Source organism: Thermogemmatispora sp. (genome assembly GCF_042408735.1).
Classification (GTDB): Bacteria; Chloroflexota; Ktedonobacteria; order Ktedonobacterales; family Ktedonobacteraceae; genus Thermogemmatispora.
Map to the genome: position 1 here is coordinate 57,529 of NZ_JBHOQV010000128.1, position 21,779 is coordinate 79,307.

17 protein-coding genes and 1 tRNA gene are annotated in these 21,779 nt (G+C 61.8%); 10 read left to right on the forward strand and 8 right to left on the reverse strand.

All coding sequences use genetic code 11. The features are described from left to right. Positions 1 to 2: 2 nt before the first annotated feature. Together ACFMO7_RS12680 and ade are read right to left on the reverse strand one after the other, a co-directional pair. Positions 3 to 962 (reverse strand): FAD binding domain-containing protein, encoded by a 960-nt coding sequence (locus tag ACFMO7_RS12680; protein WP_376795851.1) that lies wholly within the window; start codon positions 960 to 962, stop codon positions 3 to 5. Between the two features lie 119 nt (positions 963 to 1,081). After that, on the reverse strand, positions 1,082 to 2,818 hold the full coding sequence (gene ade, locus ACFMO7_RS12685) for an adenine deaminase (RefSeq protein ID WP_376795852.1): 1,737 nt from the start codon (positions 2,816 to 2,818) through the stop codon (positions 1,082 to 1,084). 333 nt (positions 2,819 to 3,151) lie between these two features. Between ade and ACFMO7_RS12690 the strand changes: the two genes are divergently transcribed. Both ACFMO7_RS12690 and ACFMO7_RS12695 read left to right on the forward strand, forming a co-directional pair. Continuing rightward, complete coding sequence (locus ACFMO7_RS12690; protein WP_376795853.1) at positions 3,152 to 4,285, forward strand: ABC transporter ATP-binding protein; 1,134 nt, start codon at positions 3,152 to 3,154, stop codon at positions 4,283 to 4,285. Between the two features lie 8 nt (positions 4,286 to 4,293). Continuing rightward, positions 4,294 to 5,226 (forward strand): ABC transporter permease, encoded by a 933-nt coding sequence (locus ACFMO7_RS12695; RefSeq protein WP_376795854.1) that lies wholly within the window; start codon positions 4,294 to 4,296, stop codon positions 5,224 to 5,226. A gap of 19 nt (positions 5,227 to 5,245) precedes the next feature. Here the strand turns inward: ACFMO7_RS12695 and ACFMO7_RS12700 are convergent, their stop codons facing one another. Both ACFMO7_RS12700 and ACFMO7_RS12705 read right to left on the reverse strand, forming a co-directional pair. Further along, complete coding sequence (locus tag ACFMO7_RS12700; RefSeq protein WP_376795855.1) at positions 5,246 to 6,814, reverse strand: helix-turn-helix domain-containing protein; 1,569 nt, start codon at positions 6,812 to 6,814, stop codon at positions 5,246 to 5,248. A 224-nt stretch (positions 6,815 to 7,038) separates the two neighbouring features. Next, complete coding sequence (locus ACFMO7_RS12705) at positions 7,039 to 8,613, reverse strand: amino acid permease (RefSeq protein WP_376795856.1); 1,575 nt, start codon at positions 8,611 to 8,613, stop codon at positions 7,039 to 7,041. Positions 8,614 to 9,458: 845 nt separating this feature from the next. Between ACFMO7_RS12705 and guaB the strand changes: the two genes are divergently transcribed. Further along, positions 9,459 to 11,018, forward strand: coding sequence for an IMP dehydrogenase (gene guaB, locus ACFMO7_RS12710; protein ID WP_376795857.1), 1,560 nt, complete (start codon positions 9,459 to 9,461; stop codon positions 11,016 to 11,018). 66 nt (positions 11,019 to 11,084) lie between these two features. On the opposite strand, the gene ACFMO7_RS12715 is transcribed toward guaB, so the two are convergent. Then, on the reverse strand, positions 11,085 to 11,852 hold the full coding sequence (locus ACFMO7_RS12715) for an N-acetylmuramoyl-L-alanine amidase (protein WP_376795858.1): 768 nt from the start codon (positions 11,850 to 11,852) through the stop codon (positions 11,085 to 11,087). Positions 11,853 to 12,265: 413 nt separating this feature from the next. Here ACFMO7_RS12715 and ACFMO7_RS12720 point away from each other — a divergent pair, with 413 nt between their 5' ends. From ACFMO7_RS12720 to ACFMO7_RS12735, 4 genes are all read left to right on the forward strand, one after another. After that, complete coding sequence (locus ACFMO7_RS12720) at positions 12,266 to 12,631, forward strand: roadblock/LC7 domain-containing protein (RefSeq protein WP_376795859.1); 366 nt, start codon at positions 12,266 to 12,268, stop codon at positions 12,629 to 12,631. Positions 12,632 to 12,854: 223 nt separating this feature from the next. Beyond that, positions 12,855 to 13,349, forward strand: a complete 495-nt coding sequence (locus ACFMO7_RS12725) for a roadblock/LC7 domain-containing protein (protein ID WP_052888162.1) — start codon at positions 12,855 to 12,857, stop codon at positions 13,347 to 13,349. A 27-nt stretch (positions 13,350 to 13,376) separates the two neighbouring features. Beyond that, positions 13,377 to 13,952: an ATP/GTP-binding protein gene (locus tag ACFMO7_RS12730; RefSeq protein ID WP_069801542.1), complete on the forward strand. Its 576-nt coding sequence runs from the start codon at positions 13,377 to 13,379 to the stop codon at positions 13,950 to 13,952. A gap of 222 nt (positions 13,953 to 14,174) precedes the next feature. Next, on the forward strand, positions 14,175 to 15,053 hold the full coding sequence (locus ACFMO7_RS12735; RefSeq protein WP_376795860.1) for a DUF429 domain-containing protein: 879 nt from the start codon (positions 14,175 to 14,177) through the stop codon (positions 15,051 to 15,053). A gap of 36 nt (positions 15,054 to 15,089) precedes the next feature. On the opposite strand, the gene ACFMO7_RS12740 is transcribed toward ACFMO7_RS12735, so the two are convergent. From ACFMO7_RS12740 to ACFMO7_RS12750, 3 genes are all read right to left on the reverse strand, one after another. Continuing rightward, complete coding sequence (locus tag ACFMO7_RS12740; RefSeq protein WP_376795861.1) at positions 15,090 to 16,028, reverse strand: DMT family transporter; 939 nt, start codon at positions 16,026 to 16,028, stop codon at positions 15,090 to 15,092. Between the two features lie 322 nt (positions 16,029 to 16,350). Then, a complete protein-coding gene (locus ACFMO7_RS12745; protein ID WP_376795862.1) occupies positions 16,351 to 16,812 on the reverse strand; it encodes an HAD family hydrolase in 462 nt (153 codons plus the stop codon). A gap of 652 nt (positions 16,813 to 17,464) precedes the next feature. Then, positions 17,465 to 17,932: a DUF402 domain-containing protein gene (locus tag ACFMO7_RS12750; protein ID WP_376795863.1), complete on the reverse strand. Its 468-nt coding sequence runs from the start codon at positions 17,930 to 17,932 to the stop codon at positions 17,465 to 17,467. 319 nt (positions 17,933 to 18,251) lie between these two features. On the opposite strand from ACFMO7_RS12750, the gene ACFMO7_RS12755 reads away from it, so the two are divergent. The 3 genes from ACFMO7_RS12755 to ACFMO7_RS12765 all read left to right on the forward strand — a co-directional run bounded on the left by ACFMO7_RS12755 (position 18,252) and on the right by ACFMO7_RS12765 (position 21,617). Then, positions 18,252 to 19,517 carry an aminoacyl--tRNA ligase-related protein gene (locus ACFMO7_RS12755; protein WP_376795864.1) on the forward strand — a complete coding sequence of 422 codons (1,266 nt, stop codon included), beginning with the start codon at positions 18,252 to 18,254 and terminating at the stop codon, positions 19,515 to 19,517. A 156-nt stretch (positions 19,518 to 19,673) separates the two neighbouring features. Continuing rightward, a tRNA-Ser gene (locus ACFMO7_RS12760) sits at positions 19,674 to 19,757 on the forward strand. 297 nt (positions 19,758 to 20,054) lie between these two features. After that, complete coding sequence (locus tag ACFMO7_RS12765; protein ID WP_376795865.1) at positions 20,055 to 21,617, forward strand: DUF4388 domain-containing protein; 1,563 nt, start codon at positions 20,055 to 20,057, stop codon at positions 21,615 to 21,617. Positions 21,618 to 21,779: the final 162 nt, after the last annotated feature.

The window sequence follows — 21,779 nt, forward strand, 5'->3', positions numbered from 1 at the left end:
GGTTAGGCTCTCCCTTCCGAGGAGGTAATATCGCGCCAGCGGGCTATGTTGGCGGCCTCTTCAAGTGCCCGGTAGGCGAGGTTGGCCCCGCAGACGCGCCGATAGCCTGAGCTGGCTCGGAAGTCGGCAGGAGGACGGAAATCGGCCAGGCCAGCCTGGATGGCGGAGGCCAGCAAGCGGAGGTCCTGGACAGGTTGCCCTTCCAGCTGTCGCTCGATGGCTGTCAGGCGCTGTGGCTCCAGATTGGCACCGCCCAGCGCCAGACGAACGCTGCGATAGCGCCCGTTTTCGACCTCCACCAGAGCCGCGGCGGTGATCAGGGCTACGTCGACAGCGCTGCGCCCAACCCGCTGCAAGGCTGTACCCCAACCACGGCCTGGGGGAGCGATCTGTACCTCGATGATGAGTTCCTGGGGGCGACGTTCTAGTAAGAGCCGATGGTAGGAGACGCGCCGCTCCTGCTTTCCTTTGTAGGTGACGCCCGAGAGGGCGAGGCCCGGGCGCTCCGGCGTTCCTCCACGCAGATCGACTTGCGTCTTCTGGCCGGAGCGCAGGACGATCTCGGCATCGACAACCGCCAGCGCGGTCAGCAGGTCTGCCTGGGCGGCTGGCCCGAGCGCCAGCGTGCCTCCAAGGGTGGCGGCGTTGCGGATCAGTGGCGATGGAGCGGAGTAATGAGCGGCCTGAGCGAGCAGGCCGCCGAGAAAGCTCTTGAGTAGCGGCGCCTCCGCCATGCTCTGCAAGGTGGTCATGCTTCCGATGCGAATCCCTCGCTGGTCTTCTAAAATATAGGCCAGGCCCAGGTCGCGTAGATCGACCACGGCCTGGATGCTTTCGTCGTTCTGGCTCAGCAGATGGGTGCCGCCGGCCAGGGGCACCGTCTTGATGTCAGGACGCGAGAGCAGGATGAGCGCGTCATCGACGTCCTCAACCCAGTGATATTCAAGTAAGTTTGGCAGCATGCTTATCCTCGGACTTTCCTTGCCTCAAGGCTCGGCTGGGCAAATCGGGAGGAAGGGAGGAAAGACCCCGGCCCGCTCTGCCCGCGTGCTGACCTGGTGTTGGTTGATTGGTTGGCTGGCTAACTTTGCAGTGGCAGCGGCGCGAAGCGCTCAACGTCGATCAGTCCTTGATCGGTGAGCTTCAAAGCAGGAATCACTGAGAGCGAAAGGAAGCTGAGGGTCATGCAGGGATGCTCTAGGGTGCAGCCAAGGGCCGCGGCTGCCTCGTCGAGGGATCGCAAACGGGCGACCAGCTCAGAGATAGGGGCGGCTGAAACCAGGCCCGCCAGGGGAAGGGGAACGCTGGCGCGCAGCTCGCCATCAACGACAAGGGCAAAACCTCCTCCGATCTCGGCCAGGACCTGGGCGGCCTTGAGAATGTCGTGGTCGCTGACGCCTGCGATGACCAGGTTATGGGCGTCGTGGGCAACGCTGGAGGCAAGCGCCCCACGCTTCAGCCCCAGACCCTGTACCAGTCCCAGACCAATGCGCCCGCTGGCGTGATGGCGCTCGATCACTGCGAGCTTCAGAAGATCGCGCTCGGGGTCGGCAACGATCTCTCCATCGCGCAGCGGCGCCTCTAGCTGCAGGTGCCGTGTGACGATCTGGCCCGGCTCGATACCGATCACCGCTACTGGCCCAGGCCGGCCCGGAATGCGCAGGTCTTCTTGCCGCAGGGCCGCTATCCGAATGGTGTTGCTCAGCTCCTGTGGCTGGCTGGCCCGCGGCTCGATAAGTAAGCGCCCTTCCTGGGCGACCAACTGACCGCTTTTATAGACCGACTCCACCTGGAACGTTGTGAGGTCGTCGAGCACGACCAGGTCGGCCACCGCTCCTGGGACGATGGCCCCTCGGTCGAAGAGCCGGAAATACTGGGCCGTGTTGTAGCTCGCCAGGCGGATGGCCTCCACGGGGTCCAGGCCCAGCTCGATCGCCCGCCGCACCATTGAATCGATGTGCCCGCGCTCCAGCAGGTCCAGCGGGTCTCGATCGTCGGTGACAAAGAAAACCCGCGGGGGGTGCAGTTCCTGGATCAGCGGGAGCAGGGCCTCTAGATTGCGGGCCGCCGAACCCTCGCGAATCATCAGCCACATGCCCAGGCGCAGACGCTCGCGGGCCTCGGCAGGGGTGGTACATTCGTGGTCCGATAAGATGCCAGCGGCTGCGTAGGCGCAGAGGTCCCGCCCCTGGAGTCCCGGCGCATGCCCATCAACAACCAGACCGTGATTCAGGGTGGCGGCGATTTTGGCAAGTACCTGGTCGTCGCCGTTCAGGACGCCGGGCATGTTCATCATCTCCGCCAGCCCGAGCACCCCCTGCTCGTCCAGCAGGGGCAGAAGATCGCTGGCCAGGAGCGCGCGATAGGGCGTTTCGTATTGCGAGGCGGGAACGCAGGAGGAGAGCAGGACAAAAGCGTCCAGCGGCAGGCCCCGCGCCATCTCCAGCACAAAGCGGATACCGGCGCTCCCTAAAACGTTGGCGAACTCGTGCGGGTCGAGCATCACCGCCGTTACACCACGAGGAACAACCAAACGGGCAAACTCTGAGAGAACAAGCATCGTGCTCTCGATGTGCATGTGCCCATCCATGAGTCCCGGAGCGAGCCAGCGGCCCTCAAGGTCGCGTTCCTGCTGGCCGCGATAGCCTCCTGCCGGCTCGCTAATGCCGGCGATGCGCCCGTCGGCAATGGCGATATCGGCGGGGTAGCATTCGCCGCTGCAGACATTGACGAGCCGGGCATTGCGCAGGACCAGATCGGCAGGCTCCTCTCCTCGGGCCACGCGAATGCGCTGCCGGAGTCCTTCCACCGTGTACATCCAAGAACCTCCTGGCCGGAAAATAGGCTGCTTGAGCTGCTTGTGCACCTCACCTGTCGGGGATCAGTTGACACCTCTGGAGAGCGGGCGTGTTCCGCGTTGACTTGATCGTTCATCTGCTTGCTTGGTCGCTGGTCCTTCCGCCACCGCTTGGGCATCCCTGCTATCACGCCTGCTATTGCCGCACATGGTAGCAGAAATATGGCCTCTCGTCGAGGGGGAGAAGCCCCTCTTCGGAGGGGGAGAGGCCCCTTACAAGAGCGCTGCTTTTTCTGCTACCGCTACTTTCTGATGCCTGGACTGGCCGGACCTGTAACGTGAGAGCTGGCTCGGATGAAAACTCTTCTGGGTGAGGATAAACGGGCTGCCCTGACTGAGCCGCCGCTGGCTGCTGATGGGGGACCCGCCCTGATCATAGCCTCGCTCTTCTCTCATTATGAATATATTCAACTACCAGGAATCAGGGAATTGGATACTATGTTGCAAAATGCACAAACTGCCATGCCGTCCGACGCCAGATATAGGGAGCCAGCAACCGACCTGGCTTTGCGCACACGCGGCCTCACCAAGCGCTATGGCCAGCGCCTGGCCGTAGCCGATCTGAATCTGGAGGTCAGGCGTGGCGAAATTTTTGGCTTCTTGGGGCCGAATGGGGCTGGCAAGACGACGACGATCCGGATGCTCTTGGGCCTGATCGCACCGAGTGCTGGCAGTGTTGAGATCTTGGGCCAGGATTTGCGGCGTCAGCCGGGCCTGGTGCTGCCACGTGTGGGGGCCTTGATTGAGACGCCGGCCCTCTATCTGTACCTGTCAGCGCGCAACAATCTGCGTGTCATGGCCAGCGCTCTGGGGGGGGTTCCAGAACGTCGTCTTGATGAGGTGTTGGAGATGGTGGGCCTGCGCAGCCGTCAGAAGGATCGTGTCAGAACCTACTCGCTTGGCATGAAGCAGCGCCTGGGCCTGGCCCTGGCCCTCCTGCATGACCCCGAGCTACTGATCCTCGATGAGCCGGCCAATGGTCTCGATCCCGCCGGCATCGTCGAGATGCGCGATCTGTTGCACAGGCTCGCCGCCCAGGGCAAGACGATCTTCATCTCTAGCCATCTGCTCAGCGAGGTCCAGCAAATCTGTACCCGCGTGGCCATTATCAGGCTCGGCAGGCTGGTGACCGAAGCCAGTGTGGAGGAGCTGACACGCGGGCAGGGCGAGTTTGTGGTGCGGGTAGAACGGCCCCTGGAGGCCCTGCACCTCGTGCGTGGCCAGCCCTGGGGAGCCGGTGCACGCCTCAACGAGAGCGGTGAGCTGATAACACCCGCTCCCGGCGGACGCGGGCGCGAACTGAATCGCTTCCTGATCGAAGCTGGCCTCATTCCCGATTCCCTGGCTCCCGCCAGACTCGACCTGGAGCAAGTCTTCCTGCAATTGACGGGTGAAGATATTGCTAGTGGAGGAAAGGTACTGAGGTAATAACAATCATGAAAGATGTCTCACTCTCTTCGAAAGAATGGGGTAACCAGAGGCCAGGCCTGGTCGCTCTCAGTGGACCGCGGCCCCGCTTCTGGGGATTGATGCGGGCCGAGCTGCTCAAAATCTCGCGCCAGTGGGGTACCTGGCTTTTGCTGATGCTGACGCTCTCTTTTGTCGCAGGCTTCTATATCATTGAGGCAACGCAAAGCTCTCTCGGGGAGGAGATTCGGCGGGACCCTCTGCCCTATCTCTATCTGCAGCTACGCGGCCTCGATATATTGCGGGTCTTCGCGGGCGTCTTCCTCATCGTCGTGGCGGCGCGCTGCGTTGGCCTCGAGTACCAGCTTGGCACCATCCGTATTATCCTGGCGCGCGGCGTTGGACGCCTCCAGCTCCTTGCAGCCAAGCTCCTGACCCTCTCGCTGATTGTCCTGCTGACGCTGGTCGTCGGCCTCGCTGAGATCGTCATCTGCTTCTGCCTGCTGACGCTGCTCCTCTCGGGCAACCTCAATGTACTCTCGGCTGCCAATGCTACCTTCTGGCACGATGCCGGCTTCTACACTCTGGCTGTGGCCAGCAGTATGGGAATCTCGGTCCTGATGGCCGTGGCGCTGGCGGTGATCGGACGCTCGCAAACCTTCGGCCTGAGCGCCGCCCTGGGCTACTTTCCTGCCGATAACTTTCTGGTCGCCTTGCTCTACTTTGCCTTCAGGCTGACCAATAACCAGTTCTGGCAGGATGTTTCCGCCTATCTGCTTGGCCCCAATCTCAACGCCATGGGCATGGTTGTCACTCATGGTCATGCTTTTTCGATGGGAACGGTCCCCTTGAACATGCAGCTAGTCGACGCACGTCACATCTGGCTGCTCCTGCTGGTCTACGCCCTGGTCTTTCTCGGCGTCTCGCTCTACTTGACGCGCAGCCGCGATATCCGGGAGTAGCTGGCTGGCCTCGTTCCCCTTAGCCCGTGCCGAGCAACCAGCCCAGACGAGCCACTCCGGGCATACTGCCGTAGGGACTCTCCTTTAGACGCTGGTAAAGAAGATGGAGGTAGGCTAAGGCCCGGCGGGCGTTGAGGACGCGGGCTTCGCCAGCGGCCTGAATAGCCAGGGTCGTTGCCGCCTCGTACTCCTTAAGCTCCAGATGGGCCAGGGCCCGGTAGATCACAATGAAAAGCCGGCGCGTTATGAACAGCGGCTGCGTCTGCTGGCTGGCCTGGTCTAGCTCGCCGAGAGCCTGACGAGCCTGACCCAGGGCCAGCAGCGTTCTGGCTCGACTGAGATGGTAGTAGCCGGGGTCGGCGGCAAGAAAGTAGGGGTCCTCTGCTTCGCCGCTGTCGCTCAGTAGTCGGCCTGCCTGGTCAAGCAAGGTGAGCGCCTGCTTGCGTTCAGACTCGTCTCTGGCCAGGTGGGCCAGGATATGTGCGGCCTCCTCCAGCACAAAGCGCTGAACAGATGGACAGGTCTGACCCAGGCGCTCCAAAGCCTCGTCGGCGCGTTGACGGGCGGCTTCCGTTTCTCCCAGCTCGAAGTGCGCGATTGCCTGCCCAATCAGAGCATTGGCCACCAGATCGGAAGGAACTCCCTCCGTTGGCTGCTGCCTCTGGCGGCTGGCCTCCTCACAGCGGCGGGCGATCGCCAGGCAGAGCTTGACAAAGGGCAAGGCACGGGCTACCCCATAGAGGTCGGCCAGACCATCAGCTACTAGTTGCGCATAGTTGAATTCGAGACGTAAAATGCTTTGCAATAGATCTTCATGGATGAGGGGAGCGAGGCGTCTGAGATAGGTGAGACGGCGCAAGGCCCGTGTCAGTAGCTCTGGTTGCCGCCGAGCTCGGAATTCGGCGTAGAGTTCGGCTTGCTGGCGTTGGTAGGTGATCAGGAGGTCTTCATCGCTGTTTTCACTGACAAGGAGGAAGGTGGGAGGGGGGGGAGAAGCAAGACCTGGCGCTGGGGGACGGCGCACGTCCAATCCCAGTAGATGGGGAGGGATGCCCAGGATGGCGGAGAGCATCCGCCGGCGTCGCGGGGAGTCCAGATAGTCGCTGCGATTCTCCATCCGCCGGATCGCTAGTTCTGAAAGGCCCAGGGCCTCCGCCAGGTCGGCCTGGGTCCAGGACCGCTCGCCGCTTTGTTGGCGCCGGACCTGCTGCAAGCGGTAGTACTTGATGACGGCCCCAGGCAGCGGATAGCCGTCATCGCCGGCCGGAAAGGCCGGATAGCCATCTCGTACCCACCAGGGCGGCGAGCCGGTGAGGCGCGGATGCTGCGGATCAAGCCCCAGCAGCTCCGGCGGGATGTTCAGTACCTCAGCCAGTTGACGCCGCCGCTTGAGGGAGTCAAGCCCCTGTTGCTGCTTCTCCAGATGGTAGATCATGCGGGGGTGCACACCCAGGCGGCGCGCCAGTTCGGCCTGCGACCAGCCCTTCTGCCGACGAAAATGCGCGACCACCTGCCCCGGATCTGGATAGTGCCCGTGTTCGTCTTCGGGATCAAAGGCCCCGTAGATCCGCCACCACTCAGCTACCATGCTGCTCTTCCCTGCCCTTTCTGCTTCTGCTCCTGAAAGCCTCTCTTCTTGATACACAAGAAGGAGAGCGATAATTTGAATATTTCAATCACAATGTATCATTGTAGCTTTTCAGCCATAATTTTGCAAGCAGCCCGCATTTGGCTCGTATACTTCCCTGGCTTTGTAGACTGGACCTGGGCCAATTTGGGGCTGGCGATACGGCTGTGCCGCCTGGCGGTTGATTAGCGCCTCAAGTCTCGCGGCGAACGACTTCTCCACGAGCTGAGAGCCTGATCCGCTGACAGACGAGGCTCTCCTTGCAGCCAGTGGAACAAGCGAGGAGCGAGGTGGTTCGCGCGGGTCGTTGCTGGGAGAGCGGCGACCGTAGCAGCGCTCATACTCAGCGCCGTCAAAGTGCCAGTCACCAGCGTCCAGGTAGCGTCAGAGAGGGCGGGACTCCACGAGTGGGAGAGGATTCCCAGCAGCGCCAGCGTGCTTCCCACGGCCCCCATGAAGATGCCGGGCCAGAGCAGCCAGGGGGAGACGGTCGGTCCCCCCAGAGCTGTGCGTGGCTGCGAGCAGGAGAGTAGCGCCGTCACGTAGAGACCGAAGAAGGCAACCATCAGCCGCAGCAAGGCCATCGTTGCCAGGAGCAAAGGAATTCCCAGTGCGGAGGGGAAGGTCTCAGAGGTCATCTGAGGCAGCAGGACCAGGACAGCACTGGCTAGCAGGCCAGTGAGCGTCGTCTGAACAAGAAAAGCGCGCCACGGGACCCGTTCGCTGTTGAGCCGCGCCAGGCCCGTTGGCAAGAGACCATCCAGACTGGCCACGAAGAGCCAGCGTGTGCCGGCGGAGGTGTGGACGAAAGCCGCGCAAAGGTAGAATGCCAGCAGGCCGACGAGGGCCAGATTACTGGCGGCATGTCCCAGGACCATCTCCAGTCCCAGATCTGGGCCGCCCGCGGAAGCGACCACGCTGGAGAGGGCCACCAGCAGATAGCTGCCACCGGCGAGCAAGGCCCCGCCGAGTAGAGGGCGGCCCGGCGCCACCCCCGGACGCAGCTCGCCTGCCATGCTCAGCGGGACGCTGTAGCCCAGATAGAGGAGAATGGCCAGGCTGCCGGAGGGACGTGATAGTCCGGCTACAGACCATTCTGGGCGCCAGAGAAGAGAAAAACGCCAGGCGCGCTGGGGGAGTAAAACAAGGCTGCCGATTCCTGCCAGGAGCACAATAGCCAGCATTAACGCGCTGAGGGTGTTGACGATCCGCTGCACGGTGCGCTGGCGTTGCCAGCCAAGGGCCAGCAGCAGTACCAGTAGAGCCATCACCACCAGCCCGCGCTGCCAAGGCTCAGCCAGCCAGCCGACTCTAAGACCCTGCAAGGTTGTAACGAGGCTCACCAGCGCACTCGCGGCTGCCAGTAGACCCGGCAGCCAGTCGCTGATCCCTACCACCATGCCCCAGTAAGGTCCCAGTAAGCGTGCGGTCCAGGCATAGAGTGCCCCTTCAAAGGGAGCCAGAGACAGCAGCTGCCAGACGGCCAGTGTCATAGGGAACAGGAACGTCAGCGCGCCCAAGACGGCGGCCAGCCAGGCAAGCGGATTTTCCCTGACCAGCAGGATCAGCGGACCAGGGGCGAACAGCGCTGCAAAGTGCAGCAGACAGAGATCGAGCGATCCAAGAGGCCGTGGCAAGGCCCGTCTTGTATAGTAGTGGGAGAGCGCTGGCGGGCAGGCCATCCGGAGAGTGCGGCTCAGCGGCCCGCTCTTCCCCGTCTCAGCCCTGGCATCCCTGCCATGTGGTTGCTGCCCTATCATAACCTATTCCTCCTTCCTCTTCTCCTTCCACCCTGCGCCTCCGTGTGCCAACAGATGAGGAGATAGCGGACATGCGAGCGATCAGACTACGCAAGAGGCTGATCGCCTGACCGCTCTCGCATTTTACACAAGAAACACTTTCATTTATATTGTACTCGAGAGAGTATAAGCCTCAGAAACCAGCAAGAGTGCGCTCTCTTTACCGTACCTTGACAGCGGGGGGAAAGATATGCTCTTATAGAAGGAACAAACAGCCGAGAGCGTCAAGCTGGTACTCTGCCTGGACGCTCAGGAACAGGCCCCGACTCGATCGGCAAGTGGCCTGCTGAAGGGACCTGCTGGCCGGCTGACGGCCCGCCCCAGGCGATTGGCAGCGCGACGGACCTGGTCGGTCTCGACCGGTGCGGTGGAGGGGGCGGAAAGGTGCCAGGGAGAGAGTTGCCGTCGGAGCAACGACTCGAGGCAGCGCAGCACGGAAGGACAGGCGTCCTGCCTGCCTGCCTGCATGCATGCTTCCACCTCAAGTCTGAGTGAGAGAGAGAGCAGGAGACCCCAGGAAGCGGATCCCCTGAAAGTGACATGATCGTCCCTGGGTGGGCCGGACAGCAAGACGGGCCAGCGACCTCCCGGCTGCAGCTTCCTGCCCTGCCGTTAGTGTCTTCTTGGACAGGCCAGGCGAAGAAGGAACAGGCCCAACAGGAAAGTCTCATATCCGGTGCTCGTCTACCCTGCAGAGGAGGAACGAGTGGCCCGGCACAGCAACCGATGGAACTCCACAATCTGGAGAACACGGGACCACGTGCCGGGCGTTTGCGTATGTTGTAAGGAGGAAAGGAAGGAGAGCTATGGCCGAGGCTCATACTGCAGAGACCGTCGACGACCTGCAAGCGCATCCTGCCGTTGCCCCAGCCGAATTTGAACTTGATGGGCGAGAGAAATTTGTCGGCGAAGGGCTAACCTTTGACGACGTCCTGATCATCCCAGCAGCCTCGCGGGTCTTGCCCCGTGACGTTTCAACCAAAGCCCGCCTCACGCGCACCATCAGCGTCAACATCCCCATCGTCAGCGCCGCCATGGACACCGTTACCGAAGCGCGCATGGCCATTGCCCTCGCGCGCGAAGGAGGCATCGGCGTCATCCACCGCAACCTCTCGATTGAAGACCAGGCCCGCGAGGTTGATAAAGTCAAGCGCTCCGAGTCGGGCATGATCACCGACCCTGTCACCCTTGGGCCGCAGGCCTCCCTCCGGGAAGCGCTGCTGGCCATGCAGCACTTTCACATCTCGGGCATTCCCGTCGTTGAGAACGGCAAACTGGTCGGGATTCTCACTAACCGCGACATCCGCTTCGAGACCAATCTCGATCGACCCGTCTCTGAGCTGATGACGCGCGACAACCTGATCACTGTGCCGGTTGGCACTACCCTGGAACAGGCCCGCGACATCCTCCATCGCTACAAGATCGAGAAGCTGCCTGTGGTCGACGAGCAGGGCATGTTGCGCGGCCTGATTACCATCAAGGACATCCAGAAGAAAATTCTCTACCCCAACGCTGCCAAAGACGAGTACGGGCGCCTGCGCGTCGCGGCAGCCGTAGGTGTCGGACCCGACACCGATGGGCGGGCCGGGGCCCTGGTCGAAGAAGGGGTCGACGTCCTGGTCGTCGATACCTCGCACGGCCACTCGCAGATGGTGCTCGACACAGTGGCGCGCCTTAAGCGCCTCTTCGGCAGCCGCGTCCAGATTATGGCCGGCAACGTCGTGACTGGCGAGGCCACCGAAGCCCTGATCCAGGCAGGCGCCGATGCCGTTAAGGTTGGCATTGGGGCCGGCTCCATCTGCACCACGCGCGTCATCGCCGGTGTGGGCATGCCCCAGATCACCGCTATCTACGAGTGTGCGCGCGTGGCCCACCGCTACGGCGTGCCGATCGTCGGCGATGGCGGCATCCAGTACTCCGGCGATATCGCCAAGGCTATCGCCGCAGGCGCCGATACCGTCATGCTCGGTAGCCTCCTGGCCGGCGTTGACGAAAGCCCCGGCGAACTGATCATCTCCCACGGCGAGCGCTTCAAGGATTACCGCGGCATGGGATCGATCGCCGCCATGAAGCAGCGCAGCTACAGCAAGGATCGCTACTTCCAGGGCGACGTCGGCGACGAATCGCAGCTGATCGCCGAAGGCATAGAGGCGCGCGTTCCCTACAAGGGCATGTTAGGACCGCTCGTGCATCAGCTTGTCGGCGGATTGCGCCAGGCAATGGGCTATGCTGGCTGTGCTACTATCGAGGAGATGCAAACCCGCACGCGCTTTGTGCGCATTACCAGCGCTGGCCTGCGCGAGAGCCATCCCCACGATGTCATGATCACCAAGGAAGCGCCCAACTACGGCACCAAGTTCCGCTAGAAGACCTGAGGTGGCAGCGGTCGCGCGACCGCTGCCACCTTTTACCTTGTCCGCGCTTCCGCTCCTCTAGCCCTCTCCAGACAGGTTCTCTGCGCGACTGCCGGGCGGCCTTTCCTGGCCCCGCAGCCGCGCCAGCTCCAGCTCAACGTTGATCAGCCGGCGCTGGAAGGCAGCGGCCACCTCGCGCAGCTCGGCCAGTTGCTGCCGTAGCCCGGCGCAGCTGGGATCGCTGCCAGCACCGGCGATCGCCCGGTCGGCCTCGGTCGCTCCCCCACTGCTGGCCAGGTAGGCAAAGAGTTCCTCCCAGGGGTAAGGACCTGGGCAGTAACTGCGCCTCTCCGGGTCAAGCGAGAAATGACCCGTAATGCCTCCCGTGGCATCGGCAGGACGCCGCGGGATATGATGCCGCTCACAGAGGTGGGCAATCAGCAAAAAGCTCGCGCGCTTCTGCTCCTCGGTCAGCTCATCGCCATTGTCGCGCCTCGGCTTGTGATGCTCTATCGAAAGCGTCAGATCGTTGGGATTGCCGACCGCTTGCCACCAGCGATCGTGCCCTCGGGTCACGGCCCCGTTTCCCCAGGCCGCGTCAGCCTCACGCACGAGCTGGAAGATGCGCCCATCGCGGGCGATCAGGTAATGGGTGCTCGCCTCCGTCTCGGGACGCTGGAAGAAGGCCACAACTTCCTCCGCGCTGCTGAAGCCAGCGGTCCCATGCACAATGATCCAGCGCGGTCGCCTTCCCCGCCGACCAGGGAAATAGTTGGGGGAAGGGCACCACAGAGCGCCAGGTTCATCCCCACTTCCCCCTCCAGTACTGACGACGAGATTGCTCAACTGATCCTCCCTTGGTATACTTATAATCGATCCCTGGCTTAATTTTGAGAGAATATTCAGGGCCTACATTATTTCTAGTTTGCCCTGGCCAGGGCCTCTACCGGTTCGAGCAGGCTGACTATATTGCTCATACATCTACATATAACCATTAGCCAAGAAGTCTCACCTGGTTGCGCTCCCAAGCCGTATCGTATACAATACCAGCAGTCCCCGTACGGCAGAGCATAGGCGGGAACAGGCTAGATAACTAATAGCGGCCTTTCCTCATCCACCTGCCGCGAGGTGTCACCTGTTTGGACGTTCGACTGGCTTCTTTTGCTCGCTAGCCGCTAGAGAAGGCTGGGTAGTTCTATCTATACGATCGACCGACCGACCCATTGCGGTGGTGCGTTCCGTGAGAGACGGAGGAGAGCATGGTTGACCTGAAGCAGGCGCTGGGCCGCTTCTTAACCATTCCTGGTGTGAAGATGGCGATCCTCGTCGGACGCGATGGCCTGCTGATAGAAGGGGTTCCCCGCGATAGCAAAGAGGATCTGGAGGCGGTGGGGGCCATTATGACCAGTGGCCTCAGCTCGGCCGAGGCCCTGGGGCGCGAGATCGCTCGCGGCGGGCTTGTGGGCGCTCTCGTCGAGTTCGAGCATGGCCTGGTGAGCGCTGACCCTCTGGGCGATTTCGCTCTGATCGTCACCGTCTTCGATTCCGCTTCAGCTCTGGGGCGGGTTCGCCATCTGGTCAAAAGTAGCCGCGATGAGATCCTCGAAGCGCTCGATATCGCCTGATCAGGTCCTATCGCTCGCTCGCTTGCTCTCTCGCTCACCGGCTGGCTCGCTCATCCATCGGTGCTCGTTGGCTCTTGCCTGTCTTGACTGTTATTCGTTGGCTCGTTCGTTCGTTCTTCTTTCTTCGGTTTGTTCATGACGCCCGCTGCTCGCTGGCGCTCATGAAGCCGTGCCCGTGCTGTGCACGCTAAGCTTGTTGTACCGGACCGGAGGCGGCGCGTACATGGAGCAATTATCGAATCTGGTCATTTCCGATCATGAACTTGAGGCTATTCGGGCAACACTGAGCAAGTTGTTGCACGATACCAGCGCGTCCACTGTGATGTTGCTCGACAAGAGCGGCCAGGTGATCTCTAACTTTGGCAATGGAGTGCGCCGCAATGTGACTTCCCTGGGCGCCTTGCTCGCCGGCGCGTTCTCTTCCTCTCGCCAGGTGGCCGAGCTGCTCGGCGAGAAGGATTTCCGTACCATCTTCCAGCAGGGTATGCATGAAAATATCTATACTACCCTGGTCGAGGAACAGTGGCTGCTGGTGATCGTTTTCGATAAACTGACTCATATCGGCCTGGTCAAGGTCCTCTCTAAGAAAGCTACCGATGAGCTGGTGCGCGTCCTGGCGCGCGTCAAGGCCGATACGTCTCGCCGAAAGACGTCCGTGATTAACGTCGAGTTCCGTTCCTCTGTCGAGGATACGATCGATTTGCTTTTCCGCGATTAGGGCCTGCTTCCGAGGTATTTGGTTTCTATGGCTCTTATCAATATCGCTACTCACGAGATCCATTGCAAAATCGTCTACTACGGCATTGGATATTGTGGGAAGACTACTAATCTGCAGTACGTGTATAAGAGCATTAACCCCGCTATCCGCGGCGAGATGCTCTCTATCGCTACTGAGACCGAACGCACGCTCTTTTTCGATTTCCTCCCCCTCGACCTCGGTACGGTGCATGGCTTCCGCACTCGTTTCCATTTGTATACGGTGCCCGGCCAGATCCTCTACGAGCGCACTCGCCTGGCGGTCCTCAATGGCGCCGATGGTATCGTCTTTGTGGTCGATTCTCAGGCGGAAAAGTTCGAGGAGAATGTGCAAAGCATCGCCGAGCTGGAGATGTACATGCGCCGCCTCGGCAAAGATCTCGGCCATTTCCCCTTCGTGATGCAGTGGAATAAGCGCGATCTGCCTTCTGCTTTGCCTGTCCACGTGCTTGATCGCTACCTGAATCGCCGTCGGGTGCCAGCCTTTGAGGCGGTGGCTTCCAGTGGCATCGGCGTCTTTGCTACCCTGCGCGCCATCAGTAAGAGTGTGATCGCGCAGCTCTAGCCATTGCCCGCACAGGCCGCTCGCAGAGATGCCTGCAGCCAGTCTCTGCCTGACCTGGCGGCCCAGCTCAGGCCCGTCCCTGTTAGTGGTGCGCTCGTGGGGAAGCCAGCGGCGGATGGAGGATGAAGGTGGGACAACGAGGGGGCCAGAAAAGGGGCCGTCTGGCGAGAGGTCCATCTGTCGGCTGTTTGTCGCCCTCCTGCCCAATCAGGCCGTGCCCACATGCTGATCTATGGTATTGATTTCACCAGCGCTCCCTCCCGTCGCAAGCCGCTAGTGGTCGCTCGTGGACAGCTAGAAGGCGCGCATCTGACCATTCTTGATCTGGTAGGCTGCCACGACTGGGCGACCTTCGAGGGCTACCTGCGCCTTCCTGGTCCCTGGATCGCAGCCCTGGACCTCCCCTTCGGCCTGCCCGCTGCCGTGGTGGCCGCGCTCGCCTGGCCAGCGACCTGGGCGGACTATGTGGCAGTTGCTGCCCGCCTTGAACTATCGGCCTTTCTGGCCCTGCTCCAGGGTTACAGCTCGCGACAGCCTGCAGGCCAGAAGCTGCCGCGCCGCCTTACCGATGTCCTGGCTCAGGCTCGCAGTCCTCTGATGTGTCAGCGCGTCCCCCTGGCGCGCATGTTCTGGCAGGGGGCGCCGCGGCTCCTGGCCAGTGGCGCCTGCATTCTGCCCTGCCATCCAACGGAGGACGGGCGCTTTGTGCTCGAGGGCTATCCCGCCCTGGTAGCCCGGTGCTGGCTGGCTCGCCAGCCGTACAAAGGATCGAGGCCCGACCAGAGGGAGGGGCACCGGCTGGCCCGTGCTCGCCTGCTGGCTGGCCTGACCTGTGCCGGGCTGACCCGGCGCTATGGTCTGACGCTCTCTCTGGGCGAAAGCTCCCGCACAGTCTGCCTGAATGATTCTAGCGGCGACTATCTCGATGCCCTGCTCTGCGCCGTACAAGCGGCCTGGGCAGCCCGCATGAGCGGGGCTGCCAATGCTGCCACACCTGAGCAGGCTCGCCGCTCTCTCTCTGCCCTCCTGCCCGCCTGTGACCCCAACGAAGGCTGGATCTTTGATCCCGCCCTGGCGGCCAGCCCTGGCGGTGGAGAGTAAACCTACCCCTCTTCTGATCCGGCCTTCAGTCGCATCTCAGACCAGCACGCTGATGATTCCGGCCAGGGTCACGACTACCCCGATAAGCGCTGTCACAGATGGGACCTCGTGAAGCCAGAGAATGCCGAGCAGGATGCCACCAGTCACCTCCTGTGTGGCGATCAGATTCGCGTAGGTGGCATGCAAGGTCCTCAAGGAGGCATTGTAGAGAGTATGCCCCAGACCAAGGGGCAGAATCCCCAGGGCAAGCACCGCGCCCAGGGCTGGCAGAGGATAGGCATGGCGAAAGGCAAAATAGAGCATCACCGGTAATAGCCAGAGCGCCGCCAACCCGTAGACATAAAAGGTATAGCGAAAGAGGGGATGGCGATCCCGCTCGCCGCGCCCGACGATCGAGTAGATCCCGTAGCAGATGGCTGACAGCAGGGCCAGGCCATCGCCCAGCAGCATGCAATGGCCCTCTTGTGGCTGACAGGCGCTATAGTGAGGCTCAAAACCCACCATGAAAGCCACTCCGATGATTGCCACCGCGATGCCGGCATATTTGCGCCAGGGCAGAGCCTCGCGCAGAACCAGAGCCGAGAAGAGGGTCACAAAGATCGGCGAAGTGTAGACAATAGCCAGCGAGTGGGCGATCGTCGTAAAGCTCAAAGAGGCGATGTAGCAAATAAAGTGCAAAGCCGTCACCAGTCCATAGAACAGGAAGCGCGGCAGTTCCCGGGCGCTTACCAGCAGCGACTGGCGCGTGGCCAGTCCCAATAAGAGCACCAGCAGCGCTGCGATAGCCAGACGCCAGAAAGCAATTTCGACAGAAGTAAAGGGCGTTGCAAGGCGAATAAAAACGGGGCTCGTCGAGAAAAAGAAGACCGCCAGGCAGGCGAAGAGCAGACCCTGCCAGGAGCGGCCTGTTGGGTAGGTACCAGCGGGAGCCGTGGCCTCCACGCCAGTATCTTCGGGGGAATGGGACTTCATCATGTTCCTCCTAGCCTGGCCCAACCAGCCACCTGGTCGGGCTGCATGAGGTAACAGGGTCGCCTCCACAAGGCCGGACGGCGCATGAGCGGGAGCAGATGCCCGGTCAGCGGCAATCGCTCCCGCGCCGAGATCGGCAGGGCATCGCTGGCGGCTAAGCACAAGCCGTTCGCCGGTGTCCCGCCTGTTCAAGCTGAGGCGAGCGAGGGAGGTCTGATGGCGACCAGTGCGCCTTGGGAACCCGCTCTCCGCCGGCGCTCGCTCCCGGGCTACCGGTCTCCTGGAGGCATGGGCCAGGGCGGCTGACTCCTATTGATTGAGAACGCTAAGGGCGTAGGGTTGCAATCAGGCGCTTGGGATAGAAGAGGAGATCGATCCCATCGATCGGGTTGCGTACCAGCACATCAGCGGCTTGCAAAGCCTCGCGGGCTACCCCCTCTGGTCCCAGAATTGCCACGCCGATCGCCGCTCGGCGCAGCATGCCAGCGTCGTTAACACCGTTGCCAAAGGCGATCACGTTGGCCGGACCCAGCTCTTCGACATAGCGGGTCTTCTCTTCTCCACTAGTGATCACGTGCAGCGGCAGACCCAGGCTCCGCTCCAGGGCGGCCACCTGGCCGTGGGTTGCCGCGGTGAGAAGGTGAATAGAGAGAAAGCCTGTCAGGCGCTTCAGGCGGCTCACGGCCTCTGGCCACGGTTTCCCATCGAGGGCGAGTGTCCCGTTGATATCAAATACGGCGTGCTTCAGCTCAATGGTTTCTCTTTGCGGAATCTCGATCCTGATCATCTCTATCGACTACAGACATCATGGCGCTTATGAGAATGATAGGGCTGACCGCGGCCCGACCCCGTGGCTCTCGGCAAAGCAGCGGGGCCGAAGTGGGAGCGGCAGCCAGATCAACTAACCAGCAGCTTGCCAGACAAGCAGTCCCTGGCTTTCGTCGCCCTGCCCAGTGCTCTCAGGGGGCCTGCCCTGGCGATCTGGACCAGGCAGAGCCTCTGGAAGGCCCTTCGCCACGATCCCTGTCTTCTCCTGTCCGCGCCGCCCCCTGCCCGCCGACAGAAGGTGCCTGTGACATGCTCTCTCCATCTGGGGCTGCTCAGGCGGACCGACCAAAACGAGCAGCGGGCCAATCCCCACTGCGATCTAGCCGGGCGAGCCAGAGAGATAGTCAGCCTGGTAGCCTCTGAGACCCCTAAAGCCAGCACTATCAACCTGGCCTCCTCTCCCTCTCCCTCCTCCCTCGGATCAGATTGGACAATGCTGGCTGACGGTCTGGGCCAGACTGGCGTAGGCGATCAGGTAGTGTCTCGGCGGATCGGCGGAGAGGCAGACCCAGGCCGTAAGCAAGTTGGCGCACAGCCTTTCTTGCAGAGGTGGACGGGTCGATAGACGACAGGCGCGTTCACCTGGGGAAAGGCCCCAGGCCGGGCCTGGCTTACGCCCCTATCTCGGAGAAAGGCCCCGCGCGGTGGGTGACCATCTCCAGCAGGGCCTGTAAGCCCTCCTGGGCACCTCGACGCTGGGCCGCGCTCAACGTCGTGGCCGCTTCAAACTCGTCCTCATCCAGCACCTGTGTCCCTCCCTGGCGATCGACCCAGACGTCGAGAAAAAGATCAACCTGCTCAATACGATCGTCCCGAATCACCGCTGGCTCGGCGATATTGCAATACCAACCCTTGCGCTCACCATCCTTGCCCGCAATAGCAAAAATGTTGAACCAGCGATCAGTATAATAATACTCCGTAAAACAGTCGCCCGTTTCGAAGCGCACGTAGCCAAGATCTCGATCGGGCCATGTCCAGAAGGCGCGGATGATGCAGGTGCGCGAGGTGGCAGCGAGCACCTCACCCTGATAGGAGAAGAGCGCCTCACCCTGCGGATTTTTCTTAATGATGGTGATCATCTTTGGCGATCCCCGTGGTGATCCCCGTGGCAATCCCAGACGAGTCGGGCTCTGACCTGCATGACTCATCCGTCCTGGGAGAAGGGTAGCAGCAAGAGCCTCCCTTGTCAAGTGGCGGAAGAGCCACAAGAGAAAGCGGCCATATCTGTATTGCAGTAGAAGAGAGGATTACAACAAAATAATAAGATATTGACTGCACCTCAAGTGGCAGGGACTGGGCGGTGTCGGTCGGCCCCCTGGCATGGGGTGGAAGGCTGAGAGCCTGGAAACCGCAGAAGACGCCTTGTTCTACTCGCTTGCTATGCTATACTAACAGCGTATGCTGAATCTCGACCTACTGCGTCAGCAACCCGATCTTGTGCAAAAAGGACTGCAGAAACGCCAGGTCTCAGTGGCTTTAGAAGAGATTCTTCGTCTGGCGGAACAGCGCGACGGCCTTGCCAGGCGTTGTGAGGGACTGTATGGCTCCCTCAAACAGGTGCAAGAGCGTCGTCGGGCGGCCCCTGCCGGAAAGCATGCCGAGCTTGAGAAGCAGATTGCAAGCCTCAGTGAAGAGATCCGGGCGCTAGAGCTGCAGATCGCTGACCTGGAGACGCGCCTGCGCCTGTTGCTCTTGCCGTTGCCCAATCTCCCCCATCCTGATGTTCCCACCGGCTTCATGCGTTCGGCCAACCGCGAGCTGCGCCGCTGGGGAGTGCCGATGAGCTTCTATTTCTCGCCGCGCTCCTATCGCGAATTGGGCAGCGGGTTGGGTCTGATCGACAGTGTTGGCGGCAGCCACCTGAGCGGCAGCCAGTTTGTAGTCTTGAGAGGCGCCGGGGCGCGGCTGCTGCGTGCTCTCGTCACCTTCGCCCTCGATTTCTTCACCCGCGAGTGGGACTATAAGGAGGTGCAGCTCCCCCTCCTCTTGAAGTATGGTACGCTGCTGGCCGCCGGCCAATTTCCGTCCCTGGAACCCCACAGCTACAGCTGCCAGGCCGATGAACTCTACTTGAACCCTGGGGGTGGAACACCTCTGGTGAACCTCTACGGCGGTACGGTTCTTGCCGCCGAGAGCTTGCCCCTGCGCCTGGTTAGCTGGACGCCTGTCTTTCATCGCGATGGTGGCTCTGCCTCGCTCCCCCCAAGCTCGGCCCGTCTGCCCTGGCACCAGCTCAGCGAGGTGCAGCTACTGCTGATAGTCCAGCCAAACGAATCGTATGCCCTCTTGCAAACCCTCCTCTTGCAGATTGAGATGCTGCTGCAGCGTCTGGAACTGGCCTATCGTGTTGTCATGCTCTGTAGCGGCCTGCTCCCCTTTGCGGCAGCCATGACCCTAACGGTCGAGGTCTGGCTGCCCGCCCAGCGCCGCTTCCTCCCCCTGGCTGCCGCCAGCAACTATGAAAGCTTTCAGACCCGCCGCGCGAATGTCCTCTATCGCTCTCCCAGTGGCCAGATCGAGCATCCTCATAGCCTGGGGGCCTGTGCTCTGAGCATTGAGCAGACCCTGGCCGCCATCCTGGAAGTCTATCAGCAGGCTGATGGCAGCGTGGTGGTACCCAAGGTCCTGCGCCCTCTGATCGGCCTCTCCTTGCTCACTCGCTGACGGACGCGATTCTAACAAATGTTTGTTCTCGCCATGACAAAGTACTGACTATGTCAGTCATCCTTGTTGTGCAATGCATGGGACAATGACCCAAATGGCATGTTCACAAGGCCGCCAATCTTCCAAATTGAAACCGCTTGTGGTAAACTATCTAGCGGAGGGGTGGCAGAGCGGTCGAATGCAGCCGTCTTGAAAACGGCCGGGCGATGAGCCCCGGGGGTTCGAATCCCCCCCCCTCCGCCCTGCGTTGACGGGCGGTGGCTGCCCCGTGTCCATAGCTCGGGGGTGCTGTGGGGCAGCGCAGTTTTGTTTTTGCGCCACTGGGGCCAGTGGATAGGATCATACTCTTATACCCACATGGTCAAACAAGGCTGTTTGACGCTAACGCTGCTCAACGTTGTTGAATTTGACTCGGGTCGTATTCTGTTTGTAGATATTGCTGATGTCTCTCACGCATGCCGTGCTTGCTAGCGGCCAGATGCCTGCTTGCACGCGTGCAGGCAGCAGGGGCATGGCGACGACAGGCGGTGAATTGCTGTGTCTACGGTGAGTTTCGCGACGACGTTAGATCGGGTCAATCTGGCTGATCTCTTGCGGCGCCTGGAGGCCCATGAGAAAAGCGGGATGCTGGTCGTAAAACAAGGCTCTCTCTGGGTGGAGCTCTACTTCTGCCAGGGGCGCCTGCTCTGTATTGGTCCTGTTCGCGCTCAGCTAACGCTGGGTGACCGCCTGATGCAGGCCGGAGTGATCTCTCAGGCCGCTCTGGCTCATGTGATGGCCGTCCTGCGCGAACGTGGCGAGGAGCCTGGTGAGACCCGCATCGCCCTCTTGTTGATGGAACTGGGTTACGCCACGCGCGAGCAATTGCGCGCCTGGGCCGCGCGCGAGGCCTCCCGTGTGCTTGATGTCCTGCTCTCCTGGCGTTCCGGTGAGGTCTATTTCGAGGAAGGGCGCACGCCCCCAGCCTCTCGCCTGTTGGTCTCCCTGTCTCCGTCGGCTCTCCTGCCCTCAGCGCCCGCTCCCTCTGCCCCTGTGTCAGCGTCGCAGCCCGCTCCCAATCCGATGCCGCCCGCTGTGCCCGCGTCTATGCCTGCGCCAGCTTATTCTGGTCCGCTACCTGCTCAGGCCCAGGCCGAGCAGCCGCCGTTGTCGCAACCGCTCCAGCCTGCCGGCCAGAGCCAGGCGGCCGCTCACGAGCCTTCGCCAGCTTCTCAGCCGCGCGTGACCCAGGCCCTACCCGAGACTGGCGCGTCGCCTCAGCGTCAGGAGCGCGGACGTCTTGATCTCAGCTCGCTCTTTGATCCCGATGCTCTGGCACGCCTCTCGGCAGTTGCTTCGGCTGTCGCTCCCTCCGGCTCACCAGCCAACGTGGCGGAGACTGCTGCTACCCAGCGTGAGCCTGCCGCTTCCCAACAGGTCGCCTCGTCGGCCTCCGCGGCTCCGGCCAGCTTGCCGGCCCCGCGTCCAATCACGACACCCTACACGCCTCGGCGGGTCGATGTCTCTTTTATTCCCCCTGATCTCAAACTGACGCCTCCCGATCTCCAGTCCTGGCGGTCCGCCAACGTCGAGATCCCGCTGACTCCCGATGAGTGGCGCGTCTTTAGCTGTTTGGATGGAGAAACAACTCCGTTGCTGCTGGCCCAGCGTCTGGCTATGCCGCTCGAGCAGGTCTACGTCGTGCTTGGGGAGCTGATGGCCCTGGGCCTGGTCCAGAATCCGTACGCTATGCAGATGCAGTACCCCGTTCATGAGCTGTCGCCCGCCGCTGTACCTCCGATCGGTGGCCCCTACGCCCCGCAGCCCCAGATGGCGGCTTCCGCTCCCTGGATGGCTGCCCAGGGCCAGGCATGGCCAGCGCCTCCGCAGTCCCCTGCCCAGACGACGGGGGCATTCGCTCCCTCCCCTTCCGCGGTCCCACAATCGCCCATCTATGTGGAGACCGAATCGCAGTGGGGCAACGGTGGCAATGGAGCGCGCTTTATCGTGGGACGTGGCTGGGGAGTTCAGCCGACAAGACCGCTCTCGCCTACGAATCCCGCACCGCAGCCCCCATATTCCGCCTCGGTATCGGTTGGAGGCTCTCAGCCCGGCAGATAGTCAGGGGCGAGTGGGTGAAGAACGGGCGCCCCTGCCTCTCCCCGGCGGCGCCCCTCGTCGTATCATCGCTCTTGCTGGCCTGATCCTCCGGCTCCTCTAGGCCGTTGCCCCGGCCCCCAGGCAGAGGCGTCGGCTCTCGATTCGACTGGATTGGAATAGAAG

Coding starts and splice junctions, on each gene's coding strand:
- ACFMO7_RS12680 (WP_376795851.1), bottom strand. CDS start 962: ATGCTGCCAAACTTACTTGAATATCACTGGGTTGAGGACGTCGATGAC.
- ade (WP_376795852.1), bottom strand. CDS start 2,818: ATGTACACGGTGGAAGGACTCCGGCAGCGCATTCGCGTGGCCCGAGGA.
- ACFMO7_RS12690 (WP_376795853.1), top strand. CDS start 3,152: ATGAAAACTCTTCTGGGTGAGGATAAACGGGCTGCCCTGACTGAGCCG.
- ACFMO7_RS12695 (WP_376795854.1), top strand. CDS start 4,294: ATGAAAGATGTCTCACTCTCTTCGAAAGAATGGGGTAACCAGAGGCCA.
- ACFMO7_RS12700 (WP_376795855.1), bottom strand. CDS start 6,814: ATGGTAGCTGAGTGGTGGCGGATCTACGGGGCCTTTGATCCCGAAGAC.
- ACFMO7_RS12705 (WP_376795856.1), bottom strand. CDS start 8,613: ATGATAGGGCAGCAACCACATGGCAGGGATGCCAGGGCTGAGACGGGG.
- guaB (WP_376795857.1), top strand. CDS start 9,459: ATGGCCGAGGCTCATACTGCAGAGACCGTCGACGACCTGCAAGCGCAT.
- ACFMO7_RS12720 (WP_376795859.1), top strand. CDS start 12,266: ATGGTTGACCTGAAGCAGGCGCTGGGCCGCTTCTTAACCATTCCTGGT.
- ACFMO7_RS12725 (WP_052888162.1), top strand. CDS start 12,855: ATGGAGCAATTATCGAATCTGGTCATTTCCGATCATGAACTTGAGGCT.
- ACFMO7_RS12730 (WP_069801542.1), top strand. CDS start 13,377: ATGGCTCTTATCAATATCGCTACTCACGAGATCCATTGCAAAATCGTC.
- ACFMO7_RS12735 (WP_376795860.1), top strand. CDS start 14,175: ATGCTGATCTATGGTATTGATTTCACCAGCGCTCCCTCCCGTCGCAAG.
- ACFMO7_RS12740 (WP_376795861.1), bottom strand. CDS start 16,028: ATGATGAAGTCCCATTCCCCCGAAGATACTGGCGTGGAGGCCACGGCT.
- ACFMO7_RS12745 (WP_376795862.1), bottom strand. CDS start 16,812: ATGATCAGGATCGAGATTCCGCAAAGAGAAACCATTGAGCTGAAGCAC.
- ACFMO7_RS12750 (WP_376795863.1), bottom strand. CDS start 17,932: ATGATCACCATCATTAAGAAAAATCCGCAGGGTGAGGCGCTCTTCTCC.
- ACFMO7_RS12755 (WP_376795864.1), top strand. CDS start 18,252: ATGCTGAATCTCGACCTACTGCGTCAGCAACCCGATCTTGTGCAAAAA.